This is a genomic window from Herbidospora sp. RD11066 (genome assembly GCF_054661255.1).
The window spans coordinates 1,113,114-1,134,708 of sequence record NZ_BAAGDO010000001.1 but is presented as its reverse complement, the minus strand read 5'-3'; the positions used below and the strand labels follow the sequence as shown (position 1 = coordinate 1,134,708).

The 21,595-nt window shown below is 69.9% G+C and carries 19 protein-coding genes; 13 read left to right on the top strand and 6 right to left on the bottom strand.

Features of this window, described 5'->3' with window-relative positions; genetic code table 11:
- Positions 1 to 325 precede the first annotated feature (325 nt).
- The 9 genes from ACYQ78_RS05175 to ACYQ78_RS05135 all read left to right on the top strand — a co-directional run bounded on the left by ACYQ78_RS05175 (position 326) and on the right by ACYQ78_RS05135 (position 13,715).
- Positions 326 to 5,791, top strand: coding sequence for an amino acid adenylation domain-containing protein (locus tag ACYQ78_RS05175; RefSeq protein ID WP_459799503.1), 5,466 nt, complete (start codon positions 326 to 328; stop codon positions 5,789 to 5,791).
- Positions 5,788 to 6,108: a phosphopantetheine-binding protein gene (locus ACYQ78_RS05170; protein ID WP_459799502.1), complete on the top strand. Its 321-nt coding sequence runs from the start codon at positions 5,788 to 5,790 to the stop codon at positions 6,106 to 6,108. The genes ACYQ78_RS05175 and ACYQ78_RS05170 overlap by 4 nt, the downstream gene beginning before the upstream one ends.
- Positions 6,105 to 7,325 (top strand): glycosyltransferase family 4 protein, encoded by a 1,221-nt coding sequence (locus tag ACYQ78_RS05165; protein ID WP_459799501.1) that lies wholly within the window; start codon positions 6,105 to 6,107, stop codon positions 7,323 to 7,325. The genes ACYQ78_RS05170 and ACYQ78_RS05165 overlap by 4 nt, the downstream gene beginning before the upstream one ends.
- Entirely contained in the window at positions 7,322 to 8,233 is a 912-nt protein-coding gene (locus tag ACYQ78_RS05160) for a thiamine pyrophosphate-dependent dehydrogenase E1 component subunit alpha (protein WP_459799500.1), read from the top strand. Before ACYQ78_RS05165 ends, ACYQ78_RS05160 begins: the two co-directional genes overlap by 4 nt.
- Positions 8,230 to 9,201: an alpha-ketoacid dehydrogenase subunit beta gene (locus tag ACYQ78_RS05155; RefSeq protein ID WP_459799499.1), complete on the top strand. Its 972-nt coding sequence runs from the start codon at positions 8,230 to 8,232 to the stop codon at positions 9,199 to 9,201. The genes ACYQ78_RS05160 and ACYQ78_RS05155 overlap by 4 nt, the downstream gene beginning before the upstream one ends.
- Entirely contained in the window at positions 9,198 to 10,328 is a 1,131-nt protein-coding gene (locus ACYQ78_RS05150; protein ID WP_459799498.1) for a 2-oxo acid dehydrogenase subunit E2, read from the top strand. The genes ACYQ78_RS05155 and ACYQ78_RS05150 overlap by 4 nt, the downstream gene beginning before the upstream one ends.
- A 74-nt stretch (positions 10,329 to 10,402) precedes the next feature.
- The gene (locus tag ACYQ78_RS05145) at positions 10,403 to 11,701 is read left to right on the top strand and encodes a GH1 family beta-glucosidase (RefSeq protein WP_459799497.1); all 1,299 of its coding nucleotides are present in this window, start codon (positions 10,403 to 10,405) and stop codon (positions 11,699 to 11,701) included.
- Positions 11,702 to 11,845: 144 nt separating this feature from the next.
- Positions 11,846 to 12,724 (top strand): aldose 1-epimerase family protein, encoded by an 879-nt coding sequence (locus ACYQ78_RS05140; RefSeq protein ID WP_459799496.1) that lies wholly within the window; start codon positions 11,846 to 11,848, stop codon positions 12,722 to 12,724.
- Positions 12,725 to 12,731: 7 nt separating this feature from the next.
- Positions 12,732 to 13,715 carry a phosphotransferase family protein gene (locus tag ACYQ78_RS05135; protein ID WP_459799495.1) on the top strand — a complete coding sequence of 328 codons (984 nt, stop codon included), beginning with the start codon at positions 12,732 to 12,734 and terminating at the stop codon, positions 13,713 to 13,715.
- A gap of 38 nt (positions 13,716 to 13,753) precedes the next feature.
- Here ACYQ78_RS05135 and ACYQ78_RS05130 read toward each other — a convergent pair whose 3' ends face one another.
- From ACYQ78_RS05130 to sigK, 4 genes are all read right to left on the bottom strand, one after another.
- Positions 13,754 to 14,101, bottom strand: a complete 348-nt coding sequence (locus ACYQ78_RS05130) for a hypothetical protein (protein WP_459799494.1) — start codon at positions 14,099 to 14,101, stop codon at positions 13,754 to 13,756.
- Complete coding sequence (locus ACYQ78_RS05125; protein ID WP_459799493.1) at positions 14,098 to 14,547, bottom strand: hypothetical protein; 450 nt, start codon at positions 14,545 to 14,547, stop codon at positions 14,098 to 14,100. The genes ACYQ78_RS05130 and ACYQ78_RS05125 overlap by 4 nt, the downstream gene beginning before the upstream one ends.
- A 128-nt stretch (positions 14,548 to 14,675) precedes the next feature.
- Complete coding sequence (locus ACYQ78_RS05120) at positions 14,676 to 15,395, bottom strand: anti-sigma factor (RefSeq protein ID WP_459799492.1); 720 nt, start codon at positions 15,393 to 15,395, stop codon at positions 14,676 to 14,678.
- Positions 15,392 to 15,982, bottom strand: coding sequence for an ECF RNA polymerase sigma factor SigK (gene sigK, locus ACYQ78_RS05115; protein WP_459799491.1), 591 nt, complete (start codon positions 15,980 to 15,982; stop codon positions 15,392 to 15,394). Before sigK ends, ACYQ78_RS05120 begins: the two co-directional genes overlap by 4 nt.
- A gap of 44 nt (positions 15,983 to 16,026) precedes the next feature.
- Here sigK and ACYQ78_RS05110 point away from each other — a divergent pair, with 44 nt between their 5' ends.
- On the top strand, positions 16,027 to 17,244 hold the full coding sequence (locus ACYQ78_RS05110) for an FAD-dependent oxidoreductase (RefSeq protein WP_459799490.1): 1,218 nt from the start codon (positions 16,027 to 16,029) through the stop codon (positions 17,242 to 17,244).
- A gap of 51 nt (positions 17,245 to 17,295) precedes the next feature.
- Complete coding sequence (locus tag ACYQ78_RS05105; RefSeq protein ID WP_459799489.1) at positions 17,296 to 18,627, top strand: class II 3-deoxy-7-phosphoheptulonate synthase; 1,332 nt, start codon at positions 17,296 to 17,298, stop codon at positions 18,625 to 18,627.
- 54 nt (positions 18,628 to 18,681) lie between these two features.
- Here ACYQ78_RS05105 and ACYQ78_RS05100 read toward each other — a convergent pair whose 3' ends face one another.
- Positions 18,682 to 19,047, bottom strand: coding sequence for a thioredoxin family protein (locus tag ACYQ78_RS05100; protein WP_459799488.1), 366 nt, complete (start codon positions 19,045 to 19,047; stop codon positions 18,682 to 18,684).
- A 331-nt stretch (positions 19,048 to 19,378) separates the two neighbouring features.
- On the opposite strand from ACYQ78_RS05100, the gene ACYQ78_RS05095 reads away from it, so the two are divergent.
- Positions 19,379 to 20,587: a pentapeptide repeat-containing protein gene (locus ACYQ78_RS05095; RefSeq protein WP_459799487.1), complete on the top strand. Its 1,209-nt coding sequence runs from the start codon at positions 19,379 to 19,381 to the stop codon at positions 20,585 to 20,587.
- Between the two features lie 40 nt (positions 20,588 to 20,627).
- Positions 20,628 to 21,296, top strand: a complete 669-nt coding sequence (locus ACYQ78_RS05090; protein WP_459799486.1) for a permease prefix domain 1-containing protein — start codon at positions 20,628 to 20,630, stop codon at positions 21,294 to 21,296.
- Here ACYQ78_RS05090 and ACYQ78_RS05085 read toward each other — a convergent pair.
- Complete coding sequence (locus ACYQ78_RS05085; RefSeq protein ID WP_459799485.1) at positions 21,256 to 21,579, bottom strand: PadR family transcriptional regulator; 324 nt, start codon at positions 21,577 to 21,579, stop codon at positions 21,256 to 21,258. The genes ACYQ78_RS05090 and ACYQ78_RS05085 overlap by 41 nt on opposite strands.
- Between the last annotated feature and the right edge of the window lie 16 nt (positions 21,580 to 21,595).

Genomic DNA, 21,595 nt, shown 5'->3' with positions numbered 1-21,595 from the left:
GAGGCAGGATCAGGGTCGTGACTTTTTTTAAGTTCTATACTATCCTGCTGCCGGATGCCTGACCTGCACCGGAACTCAGCGAAGGAGGGTTGTCAGCTTACTCATCGGTAATTCACGGGTAAGACGACATTCCAGAGCGGGCCGTGGCGTGCACTTGCGCGCGGCTAATGGATTCGTTTAATCTCTTGTGGGAGTGTGGTGGGAGCGCTCCCATATCGGTTAATTGGGTTCCGCAAGTTTCTGCAACTCAGCGCAACATTAGGTGGACGCTTATCGCGCCGGCCTTTTTCGGGTTGCCTTGGACCGTTCAAAGAAAGGCCACTCCGTGGCAGTGACGTCCACATCCACACCCGAGTCCGCGCCCCGTAGCTCCCTCGGCGGGCTCTCCCCCTCGCGCCAGGCGGCCCTCGCGCGCCTGCTCACCGCGCGCCCGAAGTCCCCCATCCCGGCCGTCCCCCGTGACCAGGGCCCCCTCGTCTGCTCCTACGAGCAGCGCCAGATGTGGCTCGGCACGCACCTCGACGGCGCGGCCCCCGCCCCCAACGCGACGCTGGGGCTCAAACTCGACGGGCCCCTCGACGTCCCGGCGCTGACCTCCGCACTCGACGCCCTGATCGCCCGACACGAGAGCCTGCGTACCGTTTACGCGACTCCCGGCGACCAGGCCGTCGACGGCGGCGAACCGCGCCAGGTCGTGCTGGAGCCCTTCCCGATGCCGCTGGAGTTCTACGGCACCCCGGATCTGGCCGACGAGATCACCGCCGAGGCCGTGACCCGCAGGTTCGACCTGGAGGCGGGGCCGGTCGTCGCGGCCACCCTGATCCGCCTGGCGGAGGACTCGCACGCGCTGCTCGTCGTGTGCCACCACATCGCCGCCGACGGCTGGTCGATGGGCATCCTCGCCGACGAACTGGCGACGCTGTACAAAGGCGCCCTCGACGCCTCTGCGCTGGATGCCTCGACGCTCGGCGCCTCAGCACTCGGCGCCTCAGCACTCGACGCCCCGCCGCTGGACGCCCCGCCGCTGGATGCCTCGGCGCTCGGCGCGACCGCGCTCGACGGCCCCGTTTCAGGCGCCCCTGCCGCGCTGCCGCCGATCCCGGTCCAGTACGCCGACTACGCCGCCTGGTCGCGTGCCGAGCTCACCCCCGAGACGCTCGACCGCCGCGCGGCCTACTGGCGGAACGCCCTCGGTGGCACGGACCCGGTCGACCTGCCGATGCGGCGCGAACGGCCGGTGCCCGACGGACGGCGTACACACACGAACTGGAGTCTGCTCGCCCCGGGCACGCTCGCCGCGCTGCAGGCCGCCGGCGGGCCGGGCACCACGCCGTTCACCGCCCTGCTGGCGGTGTTCTCGATGCTGCTGGCCCGCTACACCGGCGCCGACGGGGTCACCCTGGCGACCACCAACGGCGGGCGCAGGAGGCGTGAGCTCGAAGGCGTCGTGGGGTGCTTCGTCAACGCGGTGCCCATCCACGGCGACCTGTCCGGCGACCCCTCGTTCGCCGAGGTCGCGGCCCGGGTCAGGAAGGCCGTCGGCGGCGCGCTGAGCAACCAGCTGCCGCTGTCGGTGCTGGCCGACGCCGTCGACCTGAAGCTGCCGGTCAGCTTCTCGCTGCGCGGGTTCCGCGACCAGCGCGGCGGCGACTGGCCCGGCCTGACCGCCTCCATCTGGGACCACGAGGTCGACCACCAGGGCTACGAGCTGTCGCTGCTCGTCCACCTCGACGGCGACGTCACCGGGCTCGACTTCACCTACCGGCGCGACCTGCTCGACGACGACGACGTCGACCGGATGGTGGGCCACTACCACCACCTCGCGGCCCAGATCGCCGCGAACCCGGCGGCCACGCTGGCGGAGCTCGACCTGGTCACCCCGGACGAGCGCGACACGATCCTCGGGGCGTGGAACGACTCGGCGAAATCGTATCCCGAGAGAGCGCTCCCTTTGTTGCTCGCCGAGCATCGCGACTCGTCGGCGACCGCGACGGTCTTCCACGGAACCGCCCAGAGCTACGCCGATCTGCACGCCCGCGCCCACCAGATCGCCCGTCGCCTGATCGACGAGGGGGTCACGCCGGAGAGCACGGTCGGGGTGCTGCTCGACCGCTCCCCCGACCTGATCGCGTCGCTGCTGGGCGTGTGGCTGGCGGGGGCGGCGTACGTGCCGATGGACCCCGCGTTCCCCCCGCAGCGGATCGCCGACATGCTCGAAACCGCGGCCACCTCGCTGGTGCTGACCGAGCGGAAGTACGTCACCCGCTTCGACGGCCCTAAGATCATCGAAGTCGCCGCGATCGACGGCGACACCACCCCCGTCGACGTTCCGATCGATCTCGACGGGCTGGCCTACCTGATCTTCACCTCGGGCTCGACCGGAAAGCCGAAGGGGGTCCAGGTCACCCACCGAGGGCTGGTCAACCACGTCTGGTGGGCCGTGGAGGAGCTCGCCTCGCGCGGCTCGGGCGGCGCGCCGCTGCTCGGCTCGGTCGCCTTCGACCTGGTCGTGCCCAACCTGTGGGCGCCCCTCGTCACCGGGCAGACCGTGACGATCCTCGACCAGGACTTCGACATGGGCGCGCTCGGCGACCTGCTGAGCGACCACACCTTCAGCTTCATCAAGCTCACCCCGGGCCATCTAGAGGTCCTGGGCCACCAGCTCGACGACACCCGGGCGGCGCGGCTCGCCGAGGTGATCGTCGTCGCGGGCGAGGCCCTGCCGGGGTCCCTGGCCGACCGGTGGCTCGAAATTCTGGGCCCCGGACGGCTGATCAACGAGTACGGCCCCACCGAGGCCACCGTCGGCACGTGCGTCTACCCGGTCACCCACCGGCAGCACCACGAGGTCGTCCCCATCGGGGCGCCGCTGCCCAACATGCGCATGTTCGTTCTCGACCCGCACCGCCGCCTGCTTCCCGCGGGCGTCCCGGGCGAACTGTACGTCGGCGGAGTCGGCGTCACCCGTGGCTACGTGAACCGACCGGACCTGACCGCCGAACGGTTCGTGGAGTTCGAGGGTGAACGCGTCTACAAGACGGGCGACCGGGTCCACTGGCTGCCCGACGGGAACGTGGCGTTCCTCGGCCGGTTCGACGACCAGGTGAAGATCCGCGGTTACCGCATCGAGCTGGACGAGGTCAGGGCCGCGCTCCTCGACCATCCCGGCGTGCGGGACGCGGTGGCGGCGGTGCACGAGGAACGACTGGTGGCCTACTACGTGCCGGCGGAAGGCCCGGTCCGGGACCTGGCCGAGCACTGCGCGCTCAGGCTGCCCGAATACATGGTCCCGGTGGTCTTCACCGAGCTCGACCGGATGCCGCTCAACGCGAACGGGAAGGTCGACCGGAAGGCCCTTCCCGTACCGAAGGCAGCTCTAAAAACGACCGTCGAACCTCGTACAGAGACCGAACAGAGGATCGCCGACGTCTGGAAGGAGGTTCTCAACCTCGAGACGGTCGGCGTCGAAGACGACTTCATGGCGCTCGGCGGCCATTCTCTGCTGCTCATCCGCATGATCGCCAAGCTCCGCCAGACCATGCCGGACAAGCCGATCAGCGTGGTCGACGCCCTCGCCAACCGGACCGTCGCGGCCCTCGCCGCCCTGGTCGACGGCCCCGCCGAGGAGTCGAACGGCCTCCTGGTCCGGCTCACCAAGCCGATCGCCGCCCCCACGATGACCCTCGTCTGCGTCCCCTACGGCGGCGGCAGCGCCGTCGTCTACCAGGCGCTCGCCGAGGCGTTACCCAAGGGCGTCGCGCTCCAGGCCGTCGCCCTCCCCGGACACGAACTCGGCGTCGACGAGGAGATCCTCCCCTTCGACGAGGCCGCCGAGAAGATCTGCGAAGAGATCCTGGCCAAGGTCAAAGGCCCTCTGGTCCTGTACGGCCACTGCGTCGGCAGCGCCCTCACGACCGAGATCGCCCGCCGTGTCGAGAGATCCGGCCGGGAGATCGACGCCGTCTACATCGCCGGCAGCTTCCCGTTCGCCGTCCCGACCAAGGGCCTGAGCGGCCTGCTGAACAAGCACTACTTCAACAACCGCAGGCTGCGGAACAACAACTCCGAGGCCAACTGGCTGCGCGCCATCGGCGCCGACCTCGACGGCCTCGGCGTCGACGAGGTCGAGCGCATCGTCACCACCATGCGCTCCGACGCGAAGGCGGGCGAGGCCTACTTCACCCGGCTCATCGACGACGGCGCCACCCCGCTGAACGCCCCGGTGATCTCGATCGTCGGCAGCCGCGACCCGATCACCGACTTCTACGAGGAGCGCTACCGCGACTGGCACGTCACCGCCAGGACGACGGCCCTCGTGGTGATCGACGAGGCCGGCCACTACTTCCTCCGCTACCGCGCCGAGGAACTGGCCAGGATCATCACCAAGGTCCACACCGACCTCGACGGCCCCCACTCCGAGGCGACGTGGCGCAAGGAGGCGGTCTCCCGGGAGAAGCCGCCGACCGAGGCCACGCTCGGCCGGTTCCTCCGGGTCGCCGCCGGTCAGACCGTGTCGATGATCGGCACGGCGATGACCGAGTTCGCCGTCCCGATCTGGGCCTATCTGAAGACCGGCTCGCTGCTCCAGTTCAGCCTGTTCGCGATCATCGCGCTGGTGCCGGGCCTGTTGCTCTCCCCGCTGGTCGGCGCGCTGGTCGACCGCAGCGACCGGCGTAAGGCGATGCTCATCGGTGACGGCGCCTGCCTGGGGCTCCAGGCGCTCATGCTGGGGCTCCTGCTCACCGACACGCTCCCGATGCCCGCCTTGTACGGCATCCTCGTCCTGCTCAGCGTCGCGCTCACCGTGCAACGCCTGGCCTGGGCGTCGGCCGTGCCCCAACTCGCGCCCAAGCACTACCTCGGTCACGCCGGTGGCGTGCTCCAGCTCGGCAACGCCGTCGGCCGCCTGATGGTCCCGCTGTTCGCGGTCGGGGTGCTCGCGGCGATCGGCCTGAACGGGATCCTGATCGCCAACGTCGTCTGCTACCTGCTCGCCGTGACCGTCACCCTGCTCACCCCGTTCCCCAAGGCGATGGCCTGGACGCGGCGCGAGTCGGTCGGCGCGGAGATCCGCAACGGCTTCACCTACCTGTGGCGGCGGCCGGGCCTGCGGGCGATGGCGATCACCATGTTCGCCGTCAACTTCTTCCTGTTCACCGCGTTCACGATGATCTCGCCGCTGGTGCTCTCGATGGGCGACCTCGGCGACACCGGGACCGTCGCCCTCGTGGCCGCCGCGGGTGCGGTGACGGGTGGTTTCGTGATCTCGATCTGGGGCGGGCCGCGCCGCCGCCGGATGTTCGGGATGCTCGCGGCCGTGGGGGTCGTGGCGCTGTTCGCCTTCTCGATGGGCCTGCGGCCCTGGCTGCCGCTGGTGGCGATCGGCGCGGCCGGGATGGCGCTGTTCATGACGATCAGCGACGGCATCTGGATCACGATCATCCACTCGAAGGTGCCCCAGCGCTACCACGCACGAGTGATCGCCATCAACCAGATGCTGGCCATGTCGACCCAGCCCATCGGCTTGGCCGTCCAGGCGTGGCTGGCCGGTCTGGTGTTCGTCCCGCTGCTGCGGGAGGACGGCGCGCTGGCCTCGACCGTCGGCGCCGTGATCGGGGTGGGCGAGGGACGCGGCATCGGCCTGCTCTATCTGATCTGCGGTCTGGCCATGGCCGCCACGATCATGATCGCATTGAGGCACCGGGCGCTCCGGAACTTCGACCGGGACACGCCCGACGCCGAACCCGACGATCTGGTCGGAATCGCTGAACTGAAGGGAACCTCCGCATGACCCCCACCGAATCCGCCGTCGCCGAGATCTGGACCGAGCTGCTCGGCCAGGCTCCGCCGTCGAACGACGACGACTTCTTCGAACTCGGCGGCCAGTCGCTGACGATGGTCCAGTTCCTGGCGCGGGTCGAGGAGCAGTTCGGCGTCGAGTTACCCATCGACGTGCTGTTCGCCAGCGGTTTCACGGTCACGGAGGCGGCGAAGGCGATCGACCAGGGCCGGATCGCGGCCGTGGACGACGACGAGCTGGCCGCCCTGCTGAAGCAGCTCGACGGCATGTCGGACGACGAGATCAACGAACTGCTCTCCGACGCATGAGGATCCTGCTCGCCCAGAACATGTTCCATCTGCCCAGCCACGGCGGGGCGAACAAGTCCAACCGGATCATGATGGAGCAGCTCGCCGAGCGCGGCCACGAGTGCCACGTCGTGGCGCCCATGAGCGGCGCCCTGCGGGACACCTCGATCGACGATCACGTGACGTACCTGAAGGGACTGGGCGCCGAGGTCACCTCGGCCACCCCCGACGTCCTGGAATACCGGTACCACGGGGTGCGGGCGCACGTGGTCACGCGAGCGTCGCTGCTGGCGCGGGAGATCGGCGAGGTGGCCGCCTCGGTCACCCCCGACTGGACGCTGGTCCCCTCCGACGACCCCGGGCTCATCGTGCTCGGCGCCGCGCTGAAGGCGACCCCCGAGCGGGTCGTCTATCTGGCCCACACGCTGCAGCAGCTGCCGTTCGGCCCCGGCGCGTTCTACCCGAGCGCGGCCGGGACGCGGATGGTGAAGCGGTCGGCGTCGGTCGTGGCGGTGAGCCAGGCGGCGGGGGCGTACCTCCAGAAGTGGGGCGAGATCTCGTCCACGCTGATTTATCCGCATATTTACGGAGATCCACCGGAGCTGACCGGCGGGGACCTGGTCACGATGATCAACCCGTGCGGCTACAAGGGCCTGAGCGTCCTGCTCGGGCTCGCCGACGCGCGGCCCCGGGTCCGGTTCCTGGCCGTCCCCACGTGGGGAACCACCTCGGAGGACCTCGACGAGCTGCGGAAACGGCCGAACATCGAGATCGGGCAGCCGTCCGACGACATCGACGACATCCTGTCGCGGGCGAAGGTCCTGCTCATGCCGTCGCTCTGGGACGAGACCTTCGGGTACGCCTGCGTCGAGGCGATGGCCCGGGGAGTCCCGGTGATCGCCAGCGCGGTCGGGGGCCTCTCCGAGGCCAAGCTCGGCGTGCCCTACTCGGTCCCCGTGCGGAGCATCGAACGCTACGAGTCGGTCGGCCAGGCCAGGCCGGTGCCGGTCGTGCCCGCCCAGGACCTCGGGCCCTGGCTGAACGCGCTCGACCCGGTGATCGGCGACGCCGACCTGCACCGCCACCTGGCCCGCCGGTCGCGCAAGGCCGCGCTCGGCTTCATCGCCTCACTCGACGCCGCCGCGTTGGAGACCCACCTCACCACGCTGCGCCCCAACCGGCGCCTCGCCGCCCTGGCGGCGCTCGCGGCGGCCCGCGCTAAGGAGTCACAGTCATGATCGGAGCGGTGCGGGAACGCACCCTGACGCCCGTGTCCGAGGCCGATCTGTCGCGGATGCTGCGGATCCGGCACTTCGAGAAGGCCCTGCTGCGCCTGTTCGAACAGGGCCGCCTGAACGGCACCACGCACACCTGCCTGGGTCAGGAGCACGTCCCGGTCGCGGTCAGCGCGCTGCTGCGGCCGGAGGACCACGTGTTCAGCAACCACCGGGGGCACGGCCACTTCCTCGCCCGGTACGACGAGCCGCACGCCCTGCTCGCCGAGATCACCGGCCGCGAGGGCGCGCTCTGCAACGGGGTCGGCGGCAGCCAGCACATCTACCACGAGCGGTTCCTGTCGACCGGCGTCCAGGGCGAGTCGCTGCCGGTCGCGGTCGGGGTCGCGCTGAGGCACAGGCGGACCGGCGACGGGATCGCCTGCGCGTACATCGGCGACGGCACGTGGGGTGAGGGCTCGGTGTACGAGGCCCTCAACATGGCCCAGCTCTGGGGTGCGCCGCTGCTGGTCGTCGTCGAGCACAACCGGATCGCCCAGTCGACGCCGACCGTCCACCAGATGGCGGGCTCGATCGCGGGCCGCTGCGCCGGGTTCGGGGTGCTGCACCAGCGGGTCGAGTCCGTCGACGTCAACGTGGTCCGCTCCTCGCTGGAGCCGCTGCTGCGCCGGGTCCGGGAGGAGAAGCGGCCGGCCGTCTTCGAGGTGTCCGTCCACCGGGCCGGGCCGCATAGCAAGGGCGACGACACCCGGACCCCCGCCGAGCTGGCCGAGGCCGCCGCCGGTGACTGGTACGCGCACTATCTGCGCGACTTCCCCGCGCAGGTCGCGGCGGCGGAGGAGATCGAGCGGGCGTTCATCGACGCCGCGGTCGAGAACGTGCTGGCCCGGCCCCTGTCGGAGTGGTCATGAGAGTCGCCGAACACCTCAACCAGGCGTTGCACCTGGTCATGGAGAAGGACCCGTCGGTCCACGTGCTGGGCGAGGACATCTCCGATCCGTACGGCGGCGCGTTCAAGATCACCAAGGGGCTGTCCGACCGGTTCGGCCCGCGCGTCGTGTCGACGCCGCTGGCCGAAGGGGGCATCGTCGGCGTCGGCGCCGGGCTGGCCCTCGCGGGCGACCGGGCCATCGTGGAGATCATGTTCGGCGACTTCGCCACGCTGGCCTTCGACCAGCTCGTGAACTTCGCCGCCAAGTCGACCACCATGTACGGCCGGAAGGTGGACGTACCGCTGATCGTGCGTCTCCCCACCGGCGGCCGCCGCGGCTACGGGCCGACGCACAGCCAGAGCCTGCAGAAGCACTTCATCGGCGTCCCCGGCCTGTCCGTGTACGAGATGAGCCCCTTCCACGACGCCGAGCACCTGTTCACCGAGATCTTCGGCAGCGGGCGCCCGGCCGTGTTCTTCGAGGACAAGGTCCTCTACACCAAGCCGATGCTCAGCGGCGGCGACGGCCTGCACACCTTCGAGCTGCGCGACGGCTGGGCGGTCATCCGCGCCGAACACGACACCGACGACGTGCTCATCGCCCCGGGCGGCCTCACCGACCGCGCCCTTCCGGCCCTGCGCGACCTCCTGCTCGAAGACGAGATCGCCTGTACGCTGCTCGTCCCCGCCCGCCTCCACCCCCTCGACGTGACCCCCGTCGCCGACATCCTCCAGTCGGCCAAGCGGGTGCACGTCGCCGAAGACGGCACCGCCGGGGGCACGTGGGGCGCGGAGGTGGCCCGGCTGCTGCACGAGAGGCTGTGGGGCCGACTGACCGCGCCGATCACGCACATCTCGGCGCCCGACTCGATCATCCCGACGGCCGCCCATCTCGAGGCCCGTTGCACCGTCCAGGCCACCGACATCCGAAGAGCCATCAGCCGATGACCGAATTCCGCATTCCCAAGCTGAACAACAACGATGACAGTTACATCCTCGTCGAATGGCTCGCGGCCGACGGCTCGGAGGTGAAACAGGGCGATCCCCTGGTGGTCATCGAGACCTCCAAGACGGCCGAGGAACTGGAAAGCCCCGCCGACGGAACTCTGGCGATCAGGGTGAGCTCGGGAGATTGCCAGCCGGGACAACTGATCGCCCTCGTCGGGGCCGCGCCGGAGACCGGGGGGCGGGGCGGGCCGATCGCCGCCGGCCCGGCAGTTGAGATCGCTGAGCCGGTCGTGCCGGAGGTCCCGCCGCTGGCTTCGGGGGAGATCGACGTCGTGATCACCCGCCCCGCGCAGGTGCTCATCGAGCGGCACGGCATCACGCTGGAGCGGGTCCGCTCGCTGGGCAAGAAGGTGGTCAGGGCCGAGGACGTCGAGGCGCTGTCCGACCCCCGGGAGATCGTCCGGCTGCCGAAGGCGCAGCGTCAGGCGGCCGACGTGGTCGTGCTGTCGCACCAGACCATCCCGGCCGCGTTCACGGTGGTCAAGGCCGACGTGACCGACACGGCCAAGCTCACCCGGGATCTGTCCAAGCACGCCCGGACGTTGATCGGCCTGTCGGAGCTGCTGGTCAAGGCGGTCGCCGACCAGCGGGCCGAGTTCCCGTACCTGTTCTCCGAGTGGCTCGGCGACGGCCGGATCAGGCTCGCCGAGGGCTCGCACGTCGGTGTCACGATCGACGTGGGCAAGGGGCTGTTCGTGCCGGTCGTCCGCGACGCGGACGCGCGTCCGCTCGACGCGGTGGCCCGCGAGCTCATGGACTACCGGATGACCGCGCTGCGCGGCAGCTTCCGCGAACGCGACCTCGTGGGCGCCAACATCGCCGTCACCCTGCACACCGAGCCGGGCGTGGAGCTCGCGGTGCCGATCATCTACCCCGGCCACGTGGCGGCCCTGTCGCTCGCCTCGGCCCAGCAGGAGGTCCACCCGGCCGATGAAGGTTTCACGGTCCGCCAGACGGTCCGCATCGGGCTCGCCTTCGACCACCGCGTCGTGAACGGCAGGGACGCCGCGCTCTTCCTCGGAGCGGTCAAACGGTTGCTGGAAGAACCGCGCAGATGGTTGGAATAACGCGGCGTGGTGTATTTGTGCTGATGTCACTCAGCGCCGCCGGCGCCTGCGCCGCAGACCGACCGAGGAGAACCATGACTCCCGTACGCTTCCCGCGCGACTTCGTCTGGGGGGCGGCGACCTCCGCCTTCCAGGTGGAGGGGGCCACCAAGGAGGACGGCAGGGGGGTGTCGGTCTGGGACACCTTCGCCGCCACCCCGGGGAAGGTACGGGACGGCGACACCGGCGACCCGGGCGCCGACCAGTACCACCGCTACGAACGCGACATCGAGCTCATGCGCGAGCTCGGCCTGGAGAGCTACCGCTTCTCGATCGCCTGGCCGCGCATCCAGCCCACCGGCACGGGCCGCCCCAACCTCAAGGGCCTCGACTACTACAAACGCGTGGTCGACGGCCTGCTCGGCGCCGGCATCCGCCCGATGGTCACCCTCTTCCACTGGGACCTGCCGCAGGCGCTCCAGGACGAGGGCGGCTGGGAGAACCGCGACACGGCCTACCGTTTCGCCGAATACGCCGAGATCATGTACGACGCCCTGCACGTCCGCGACTGGCTCACCATCAACGAGCCGAAGACGGTCGTCGACTGCGGCTACCGCCAGGGCATCCACGCCCCCGGGATCAGCGACGACGAGCGCGCCCTGGTCGCCTGCCACCACCTGCTGCTGGCCCACGGCCTGGCCGCCCGCGTCCTGCACGACAACCACCCGGGCCGCCGCATCGGCCCCGCGCTGAACCTCCACCCGACGTACCCGGCCGACGACTCGCCCGAGGCGAAGGAGGCCGCCCGCCTCCAGGACGCCCGCGAGAACCGCCTCTACCTGGAGCCCGTCTTCAGGGGGACCTACCCGGAGGAGGCCATGACCCGGCATGACATGATCATGCCCGGAGACCTCGACATCATCAGCGAGAAGGTGGACGTGCTCGGCGTGCAGTACTACACGCCCCTCTTCATCGACGCCGACCAACGGCGTGTCGTCCGCCACCCGGTCAGGGTGGCGAACTGGCTGGAGGACTACCCCGACGGCCTGCACGACATCCTGATGCGCGTCACCCGCGACCACCCCGGCGTGCCGATCGTCATCACCGAAAACGGCCTGGCGACCGACGACGCGGTGGCGGCCGACGGCGGCGTGCACGACGACGACCGGATCGGTTATCTGCGCGGCCACATCGGCGCGATGCACCGCGCGATGAAAGCGGGGGCGAACGTCGAGGGATATCACGTGTGGTCGCTGCTCGACAATTTCGAATGGGCCGAGGGATACGCCCAGCGGTTCGGAATCGTGCACGTCGATTTCGAGACGCAGAAGCGCACTCCGAAAGACAGCGCCCATTGGTACCGGGCTCTTATCGAGACCGGCGAACCGCGGTGACCTGGCCGTTGTTCGTTGACTCATCCACCCCAACGACACTAGGTTGTGGGAGCGCTCCCACTCGGGCGGCCAAGAGGCTGCCGAGCTGGGCCTTTGTCATGGCGCATACCCTTGACCCTGTACATCGGAGAAAGGACACCCCCCGTGCCCCAGTACACCCTCCTCGGCGGCGGTTACCGCGCGGAGCTCACCGAACTCGGCGGCGCCGTGTCGGCCCTCACGCACGGTGGACGTGACCTGATCCCGAGCCGGCCCATCGACGGGCCGATCGAGTTCTACAACGGCACCGTGCTGGCGCCGTGGCCGAACCGGGTCGTCGGGGCGCGCTACGTGTTCGCCGACGAGTGCTTCGAGCTCCCCGTCAACGAGCCCGACCGGGGCCACGCGCTGCACGGCTTCGTCTCCGACGCCCACTGGGCGTGCGTCGAGTTCACCGCGATCGAAGACCACCGGTCGTCGGCGGTCATGACGTACACGCTCGAACCGCACCAGGGCTACCCCTACCGCCTGGCGCTGACCACGACCTACGTCCTCGACGAATCGGGCCTGAAGACCACGCTGAAGGCCGAGAACATCGGCGACGCCAACGCGCCCTACGGCTGCGGCCCCCACCCCTGGCTGCTGGCCGGTCCCGACGAGACGCAGTACTCGCTGTCGCTTCCCGCCGGCAAGGTCTTCCTGACCGACGAGCTGCTCGCCCCCACGGAGCTGGTCGCGGTCGACGGCACGGAATACGACTTCCGCGAGGCCCACGTCATCGGCGACGTCTCGATCGACCACGCGTTCACCGCGCTGACCGAGGGCCGCGTCGTGGTCTCCGGCCCCGGCGGCGGCGTGGCCATGACGTGGGACCACGGGTCGCTGCCGTGGGTCCAGGTCTGCAACGGCGTGGGCCTGGGCTTCAAGGGCGTCGCGGTCGAGCCGATGACCTGCCCGCCCGACGCCTACAACAGCGGCACCGACCTGATCGTCCTCAAGCCCGGCGACACGCACGAGGCGAGCTGGACCATCTCGGTGGCCTGACGACGTCATGGACAGCAAAACGAAGCGGTCGCTGACGACCGCCGAACTCGACGCGCTCGTGATCGGCGCCCTGGGCGCCGGCGTCGTGTCCGCGGAAGAGCTGCCAGACGGCTTCGCCAACGCCGTCTGGCGGCTCGGCCTCGACGACGACTCCCAAGTGGTGTTGAAGGTCGGCCCTCCCCCGGACCTGCCGCTGCTCACCTACGAGCGCGACCTGCTCCGGACCGAGGCCATGGTCTACCACCTGGCCCAGGGCACCGGCCTGCCGACGGCCACCCTCCTGCACGCGGGCTTCGACGACCCGGAGATCGGCGGCGACTGGCTGATCCTGTCGAAGCTGTCGGGCACCCCGTGGAACCGCGCGGCCCCCGACCCGTCGCGCGACGCGTCACTGCGGCGGGAGATGGGCTTCCACCTGGCGACCCTGCACCGGATCCCGGGCTCGGGCGTGTTCGGCTACCCCTACGCGGGCCTGACGGGCGGCACCTGGCGCGAGGCCTTCCTGAAGATGATCGGCGCCATCCTGGACGACGCCGTGAAATGGGAGACCCGCCTCCCCGCGACCATCCTCGACCTGGTCGGCGCCTTCCACCGCAACGCCGCGGCCCTCGACGACGTGCACACGCCGTCGCTGGTCCACTTCGACATCTGGCCCGGAAACGTCTTCCTCAACCCCGACGGCTCGATCGAGGCGCTGATCGACCACGAGCGGGCCTTCTGGGGCGACCCCCTGGCCGACTTCGTCACCCCGACCATCTTCGGCGACCTGTCCGGAGACGACCCGATCCTCGCGGGCTACCACGAGGGCGGCGGGCGGGCGGGCTTCACCCCGACCTCGCGGGTCCGCTTCGCGATGTACCAGGCCTACCTCTACCTGATCCTGTTGGTGGAGGACGGCCCCAGGCAGTACCCGGAAGCGGAGTACGCCCGCATCCGCAACGGCGCCACCGAGGGCCTGCTCCGCGCCCTCGGCATCCTCACCCACGGTTGACCTTCCGGGCGGCGGCGCACACCCGCCGCCCGGAGGTCTCACTTCCTGCGCCGTTCCGTCTCTTTGGGGTGTCCGGCCGCCACCTTCGTGAACCAGAGCGTTCGCTCCGAGTCGTCGATCAGATACCAGACCCGACCGCCCGCGGTGACCTCGTACTGCCACTGCTCGAGTTCCCGGCCCTCGTGTTTCACGCGGCCGAGCGCGCCTGCGAGGGGGTGCTGCCGATCATTGACGCGGCGGGGGTCGGTGGTGATGTCGACCCAGCAGCGGTCGCAGTTTCCCGGCGCCTGCGCGGCCGGCTCGCGCCACGACTTGGCCGCCCTCGCGTTCGCGGCGCGCACCAGCCATTTCGTGGGGCGCCGGATCTCGTCACCGCGCGCGGTCATTCCGCACCGTGGATGATCCGCCCTCCTGAGCCGTCGAAGGGATGCGCCAGTTCGCGGGCGGTCTCGGGGTCGCTCCACACGAGCGCCGTCGCAGTCCACGACTTGCGGGCGCGCGCGTAGGGCAGCAGTTCACCGGTGTCGGCCCCGGCGAGCAGGTGGGCGAGCAGTTCGCGGACGCACTGGAGCCGCTCCGATTCCGGCAGCCAGGCGAGCCAGGGAAGGTCTTCGCTGAGCGCCTCTTCGGCGAGCGCCTGATTCGCCCGCGCGACGATGGCCATCGACCGGGCCAGGGTGAGCAGCGCGCCTCGGGCGGCCTGGTATCGCTCATCTCGTACGAGCCACACATTCTCCGCATCGCGCCGTTCGAGCAGCACGTCAGCGGCGTCGAGTTGGGGGAACACCTCGTTGCGCTCGCGCGCCAGCGCACTGAACGGAAAAGTCTTCACCCGCCCAGGCTAGTCGAACTGTGCATCATTAATGCAACACAAGTTCAACACTCCCGCCAACCTTAGCGGAGAGTGACACCGAAAACACAGAAGGGCGGAACCCCGTGGGGTTCCGCCCTTCTGGTCGGTCAGATCACCTTCGCGAGCATGATCGGTTCGGTGGTGGGCTGCTGGGAGCCGCCGGCCGGTTCGACCGTGACGCCGAAGTGTTCCGTGCCCGCTGGCAGGCCGACGGTCGCCGTGCGGACTCCGCCGCCCTCGACCAGGCCCGCCGAGCGGATCACCTCTCCGCCGATGACCCACATCTGGTACGTCTTCGACGGGTCCAACGGTGGCAGGTCGGAGGTGAACATGACCTTCCTGTAGTCGCCGGAGGCGATCACGGTGGCCGTCCCGCCGCCGACCATGCGGACCTTGCGGACCACCGCGTCGGGTGCGGCCAGGAGGTTCTGGGTCTCCTGGATCGTCGTGTCACGTGCCTGGATCTCGTTGATGGCGATCACGCCGATCGAGACCGCCGCCACCGCGGACACCGCCGCCAGAGCCAGGGCCCAGCGGCCGCTCTTGCGGCGCAACGGCACCACCTCGGCGACCTCGGGTTCGTCCTCCTCGACCACCGGCGGTTCCTGGCGGACCTCGGCGATCTGGGCCATGACCCGTGACTTCAGCGCCCGTGGCGGGGCCTCGGCCACGGCGACGCCCAGCCGGGCCGCCGTCGCCTGCAGGCCGCGGACCTCGATCGTGCAGGTCTCGCACCTCGACAGGTGACCCTCGAACTCGCCCAGCTCACGCAGCGGCAGGGCGTTCAGGGCGTAGGCCCCGGACAGGGTGTGGATCTCGTCGTTCACCTCTCCACCCCCATGCAGTCTCGCAGTCGTACCAGCCCATCACGCATCCGCGTCTTCACGGTTCCCAAGGGGACCTTCAGGAGGCCCGCCACCTCGGGATAGCTGTACCCGCCGTAGTAGGCCATCGTCACCGCCTGACGTTGCAGCTCGGTCAGTCCGTCGAGGCAGCGGCGCACCCGTTCGCCCTCCAGGCGGGTGGTGACCGTCTCGGCCACGTGGTCGTAGGCGACGTCGCCGCCCATCTGGGCGACCCGGTTCTCCCGGTCGGTCGACGCCTGCGCCGACCGGACGCGGTCGACCGCCCTGCGGTGGGCCACGGTCATCACCCAGGCCATGGCGCCGCCACGGGCGGGGTCGAAGCGGGCGGCGGTGCGCCAGACCTCGACCATCACCTCCTGTGCGACCTCTTCGGCCTGCGCGCGGTCGCGGACCACCCGCCGGATCAATCCGAACACAGAAGCGATCAATCTATCGTACAGACGCTCGAAAGCCGTCTCGTCGCCACGGGCGACCAGCAGTAACAGCTCATCGAGCTCTGGGCTGCGGCCCGTGATGGTGATGGGCACGACATCGTTCACATTCTCCATTCGCCGCAGGCCCTCTCATGGATTGCCCGGGGTAGAAGGGAATTATGGAAACCACCGTGGTGATCGCGGGCGGCGGGCCCGCGGGGGCGATGCTCGGGCTGCTGCTGGCGCGGGCGGGGATCGAGACCGTCCTGCTGGAGAAGCACGCCGACTTCTTCCGGGACTTCCGGGGCGACACGATCCATCCGTCGACGATCCAGGTCCTCGACGAACTGGGGCTGCTCGACGACTTCAACGCGATCCCGCACCGCTCGTTCGAGTACTTCGGGCTCTACACGGGCGAGGAGTTCATCCCGATGGCCGACTTCCGGGGGCTCCCCGGGAAGCACCGGCGGCTGGCGATGGTGCCCCAGTGGGACTTCCTGAAGCTGATCACGACGGCCGCCGACAAGTACCCGAACTTCCAGCTCATGATGGAGACCAAGGCCGTCGGGGTGATCCGCGAGAACGGCGCCGTGCGCGGGGTGACGGTCGAGTCGCACGGGAAGCGGACCGACATCCGGGCCGCGCTCACCGTCGCGGCCGACGGGCGGCAGAGCGATCTGCGCAGGGCGGTCGGGTTCGAGCCGGTCGACATCGGGGCGCCGATGGACGTGCTGTGGTTCCGGCTCCCCCGCCACGACGGCCACCCCGACGACGTGTTCCTGCGGCCGGGCCGGGGCACCGCGCTGGTGTCGCTCAACCGGGGCGACTACTGGCAGATGGCCTACCTGATCCCCAAGGGCGGCTTCGACGACCTGAAGGCGCGCGGGCTCGACGACTTCCGCACCAGTATCACCAACCTGCTCCCCTACCTCGACACGAGCACGGTCACCTTCGACGACGTCCAGCTGCTGACCGTGATCGTCAACCGGCTGCCGCGGTGGCACCTGCCCGGGTTCCTGGTCATCGGCGACGCCGCGCACGCCATGTCGCCGATCGGCGGGGTCGGGATCAACCTGGCGATCCAGGACGCGATCGCGGCCGGGAACCTCGTCACCGGGCCTCTGGTGAGAGCGCAGGCGACGCGCCGTCCGGTGCTCGACCCCGTGCCGGGTTCTCTCCTGGCGAAACTGCGGCGCCGCCGCTGGTATCCGACGGCCGCCACGCAGGCGCTCCAGGTGCAGGTCCAGAACCGCATCATCGCCAAGGTCCTCGCCGGTGACGCCGATGCGGGGTCCATCGGCGCCGCCGCGCGCCGGATCCCCCTTCCGGTACGCCGCCTCCTGGGCCGCGTCATCGGCCTGGGATTCCGCCCCGAGCACATCCGTTCATCTCACTGAATGGACATGGCAGGCCTGTCTTTTGGACGAGGAACGATAACCTCGTATGTCGTGAGCGCACTCAACCTCGACACCTGGCGTGACCTGCCCGCCGCACAGCAGCCCGAGTGGCCTGACCGCGGCGCGCTCGACGATGTCGTCACCGAGTTGCGCGGGTTGCCGCCGCTGGTCTTCGCCGGAGAGTGCGACCGGCTGAAAGACGAGCTGGCGGCCGTCGCGCGCGGCGAGGCGTTCGTCCTGCAGGGCGGTGACTGCGCCGAGACCTTCGCCGGCGCCACCGCCGACAACGTCCGCAACAAGATCAAGACCCTGCTCCAGATGGCGATCGTGCTGACCTACGCCGGTCGCGTGCCGGTGGTCAAGATCGGCCGCCTGGCGGGGCAGTTCGCCAAGCCGCGGTCGAAGAACACCGAGACCCGCGACGGCGTGGAGCTGCCGGCCTACCGGGGCGACATGGTCAACGGATTCGACTTCACCGAGTCCTCGCGGGTGCCCGACCCGGGCCGCCTGCTGCGGGCCTACCACTCCTCGGCCGTCACGCTGAACCTGGCGCGCGCCTTCACCAAGGGCGGCTACGCCGACCTGCGCCAGGTCCACGCCTGGAACCAGGACTTCGTGGCCGGTTCGCCCGCCGGTCAGCGCTACGAGCGGCTGGCCCGCGAGATCGACCAGGCGCTGGCGTTCATGACCGCCTGCGGCGCCGAGCCCGCCGAGTTCCACACGGTCGAGTTCTACTCCTCCCACGAGGCGCTGATCCTCGACTACGACCACGCGATGACCCGCATCGACAGCCGCACGGGCCTGCCCTACGACGTGTCGGCCCACATGGTCTGGATCGGCGAGCGCACCCGCCAGCTCGACCACGCCCACGTCGAGTTCTTCAGCAAGATCCGCAACCCGATCGGGGTCAAGCTGGGCCCGACCACCACCGCCGACGAGGCGCTGACGCTGGTCGAGAAGCTCAACCCGACCAACGAGCCGGGCCGCCTGACCTTCATCAGCCGCATGGGCGCGGGCAAGGTCCGCGACGCCCTGCCGCCGCTGGTCGAGAAGGTGACCGCGAGCGGCGCCGTGGTGACGTGGATCTGCGACCCGATGCACGGCAACACGTTCGAGGCGAGCGGCGGATTCAAGACCCGCCGGCTCGAAGACGTCATCGACGAGGTGACCGGCTTCTTCGAGGTGCACCGCGCGCTGGGCACCCACCCGGGCGGCATCCACATCGAGTTCACCGGCGACGACGTGACCGAGTGCGTCGGCGGCGGCCACCAGATCCTCGAAGAGGACCTGGCGCTGCGCTACGAGACGGCGTGCGACCCCCGGCTCAACCGGTCGCAGTCGCTCGACCTGGCGTTCCGGGTGGCGGAGCTCTACCGAGGCTGACCTCATACAACGCGAAAGGCCCCCGAAAGGGGGCCTTTGTCGTTAGGGCAAGGCTCAGTTCTTGTTGATCTCGGCGCTGATCTCGGCCCGGATCGCGTCCATGTCGAGGGCGCGGACCTGGGTGATCAGGTCGTCGAGCGCGGGGGCCGGGAGGGCGCCGGGCTGGGCGAAGACCACGATGCCGTCACGGATGGCCATGATGGTGGGGATCGCCGTGATGTCGAAGCCCTGGGCCAGCGCGGGCTGAGCCTCGGTGTCGATCTTGCCGAACTTGATGTCCTCGTGCTTGCCCGAGGCCTTCTCGAAGATCGGGCCGAACGACTTACAGGGGCCGCACCACTCCGCCCAGAAGTCGAGCAACACGATGCCGTCGTCGGCGATCTCGTTGAAGTTGCTCTCGGTTACCTCGATGGTCGCCACTCGCGACTCCTTTCCTCATGGGGATGCAACCCGTTCGGGCCGCGCCGCATTCCAAGGCCTATCACGCCGGTCAGGTTGCCCGATCGCACCCATGGGTACGTCCCGCGTCCCGACGACGGCAGGAGACCACCATGATCCCCGGTTGCGGCTCGTGTAACTGCAGCGACGAGATCCTCAGCACCCTGCGCCCCCCGCGCATCACCCAACTCGGCACCGAATGAGCCCTGGCCCCGGGAAACCTCCCGGGGCCCTGGTGTGTCATCGGCGCCACAGTTGACAGCGCGTGGCGGAGGAGACCGAGTCCATGGCCGGGCTTGGGTAAGTCTTTGACATGAGGCAACTCCTTTCCTGGAGCACCTGCGCCACGAGCGCCGACTGCGTAGGGGTGTCACGACAGCCGTACAACCGCTGCCTGACCCACATGGAAGCCGAAGAACTCGACACGTATCTCGCCACGCTCAGGCCGGGGCAGTGCCTCGATCTGCGGGGCACGACCCTGCCCGCCGGGCTGCTCGACCAGATCCTGTCCGCGATGGAGAACGTCGTCGGCCGGGCGCGGTTCGACCGGGCCACGTTCGCCGCGCCCGCCCGCTTCGGCGACGTCACCTTCACCGGGGACGCGTCGTTCGACGACGCCAGGTTCGAGGCGCTCGCGTCGTTCTTCGGCACCCGCTTCGGGGGGAACGTCTCGTTCCAGGGCGTGCGTTTCAGCCGCGAGATCTCTCTGTACGGCTCCCGCGTCCGCGGCCACCTTTCGATGGACGAGGCCACCGTCTCCAGTGACGCCCTCTTCGGTGAGGCGTGTTTCGGATCCGCGTCCTTTCGCCAGGCCGAATTCCACGGTTTCAGCTCGTTCGACCAGGCCAGGTTCCAGGGCGACGCGACCTTCCGGGCGGCCCGGTTCTCGCGGCCGGTGTCGTTCCTGAAGACCGCGTTCGAGGGCACGGCCGGGTTCCAGTCGGTGCGGTTCTCGGCGAAGGCGTTCCTCGCGCCGGCCGTGGTGGGACGTCACCTGGCGCTGAACCAGGCGCGCGCCCAGGGCCCGGTCGAGCTCCACGTCTCCGGCTGCCCGGTCGACCTGTCGGAGGCGAAGGTGCTCGGCCGCCTGACGGTGAAGGCGGGCGACGCCGACCTCGACCTCACCCGGCTGACCAGCCGGGGCCGGTCGAAGGTCGTGCGCAGGGGCGGCCCGGTCAGGATCCTGTCGATCTCGGGTCTCGACGCCGACGAGCTGACCATCGAGGGCGCCGACCTCACCCACTGCCACCTGCCCGGCGCGGTGAACGCCGAGCGGCTGCGGCTGCGCGACTGCGTGTTCGCGGCCAGCCCCGGCGGGCGGCGGCAACTGCGGTTCAGCTGGCCGCCGTTCCGGCGCACGTTTCTCAGCCGCCTGACGTGGGTGGCCCTGCTGGGCCTGGTGGCGGTGGCGGCGGTGCTGTGGTCGTCCACCCCGCAACCGGCCAATCGCCAGCCACGCCCGGCCGTGACGCAGAGCGGAACCTGGGCCCATTCGTCGGGGACGCATCAGGGTTCGCCCTGATGTGGGCGGCGGGAACCCCCGCATAGCCTGTCCCGCAACCATGGATACCGCATTCGACGCCTATCTCCACGAACTGGCCACGACGCTCCGGGGTCCTCGGCGGGCCAGGAACGACCTCATCGCCGAGGCCCGCGACGGCCTGCTCGACGCGGCCGAGGCCTATGAGGAGGAGGGCCTGCCGCCCGATGCGGCGAGGGCCCGCGCGGTGTCCGACTTCGGCCCGGTCGCCGAGGTGGCGCCGGGGTTCCAGGAGGAACTGACCGCCGCCCAGGGCCGCCGCACGGCGACGCTGCTGTTCCTCAGCACCCCGGCGGTGGCGCTCATGTGGGGCGTGCTGTGGCAGATCTTCCCCGCCGACTTCGACGTGGTGAAACCCGTCTGGTTCGATGTCGTCGCCCGCGCGGTCGACCTGCTGCAGATGGGCACCGGCCTGGTCGGCGCGACGGTCCTGCTGAGCCTGCGCCGCACCCGCCGGTCACGCGCGATGGCGCGGCTGCTGGGGGTGCTCGTGTGGGGACAGGCACCGCTGATGGCGGTCCTGTGCACCTCGCTGATGGTGTCGGCGGGGGTGGCGCTGGCCGCGTTCCCGGGCTACCTGCCGGGGGTGGTGGCGACGTGGATCAGCGTCGCCTTCTGGGCCTGGCAGCTGTCGAGCGCGGCGCGCTGCCTCAGGTCTGCGGGTTCAAAACCCGCCCGATCGCGCTCGTGAACGTCGTCCAGGCGGTGCGTTCTCCCGCCAGTTCCGCGCGGCCCGCGTCGGTCAGCCGGTAGGTGCGGCGTTTGCGGCCGCTGACGGTCGCCCATTCGCTGACCAGGAATCCGGCCCGCTCCAGCCTGCGCAAAGCGGGGTAGACCGTCCCTGTCGGCACGTCGAGGGCGCCGCCGGACCGCTCACGCAGTGCCTCGATGATCGCGTAGCCGTGGAGGGGCTCGTGCTCCACCACGGACAGCAAAAGGGCGTCCATATGCCCACGGAGCGCGTCGGGGTTCACGTGTTCACCTTAACCG

Bases quoted from the DNA above. Each gene is read 5' to 3' on its own strand.
- ACYQ78_RS05130 (WP_459799494.1), bottom strand. From the start codon at position 14,101: ATGACCGCGCGCGGTGACGAGATCCGGCGCCCCACGAAATGGCTGGTG.
- ACYQ78_RS05095 (WP_459799487.1), top strand. From the start codon at position 19,379: ATGAGGCAACTCCTTTCCTGGAGCACCTGCGCCACGAGCGCCGACTGC.
- ACYQ78_RS05165 (WP_459799501.1), top strand. From the start codon at position 6,105: ATGAGGATCCTGCTCGCCCAGAACATGTTCCATCTGCCCAGCCACGGC.
- ACYQ78_RS05160 (WP_459799500.1), top strand. From the start codon at position 7,322: ATGATCGGAGCGGTGCGGGAACGCACCCTGACGCCCGTGTCCGAGGCC.
- ACYQ78_RS05090 (WP_459799486.1), top strand. From the start codon at position 20,628: ATGGATACCGCATTCGACGCCTATCTCCACGAACTGGCCACGACGCTC.
- ACYQ78_RS05155 (WP_459799499.1), top strand. From the start codon at position 8,230: ATGAGAGTCGCCGAACACCTCAACCAGGCGTTGCACCTGGTCATGGAG.
- ACYQ78_RS05110 (WP_459799490.1), top strand. From the start codon at position 16,027: ATGGAAACCACCGTGGTGATCGCGGGCGGCGGGCCCGCGGGGGCGATG.
- ACYQ78_RS05170 (WP_459799502.1), top strand. From the start codon at position 5,788: ATGACCCCCACCGAATCCGCCGTCGCCGAGATCTGGACCGAGCTGCTC.
- ACYQ78_RS05150 (WP_459799498.1), top strand. From the start codon at position 9,198: ATGACCGAATTCCGCATTCCCAAGCTGAACAACAACGATGACAGTTAC.
- ACYQ78_RS05145 (WP_459799497.1), top strand. From the start codon at position 10,403: ATGACTCCCGTACGCTTCCCGCGCGACTTCGTCTGGGGGGCGGCGACC.
- ACYQ78_RS05135 (WP_459799495.1), top strand. From the start codon at position 12,732: ATGGACAGCAAAACGAAGCGGTCGCTGACGACCGCCGAACTCGACGCG.
- sigK (WP_459799491.1), bottom strand. From the start codon at position 15,982: ATGGAGAATGTGAACGATGTCGTGCCCATCACCATCACGGGCCGCAGC.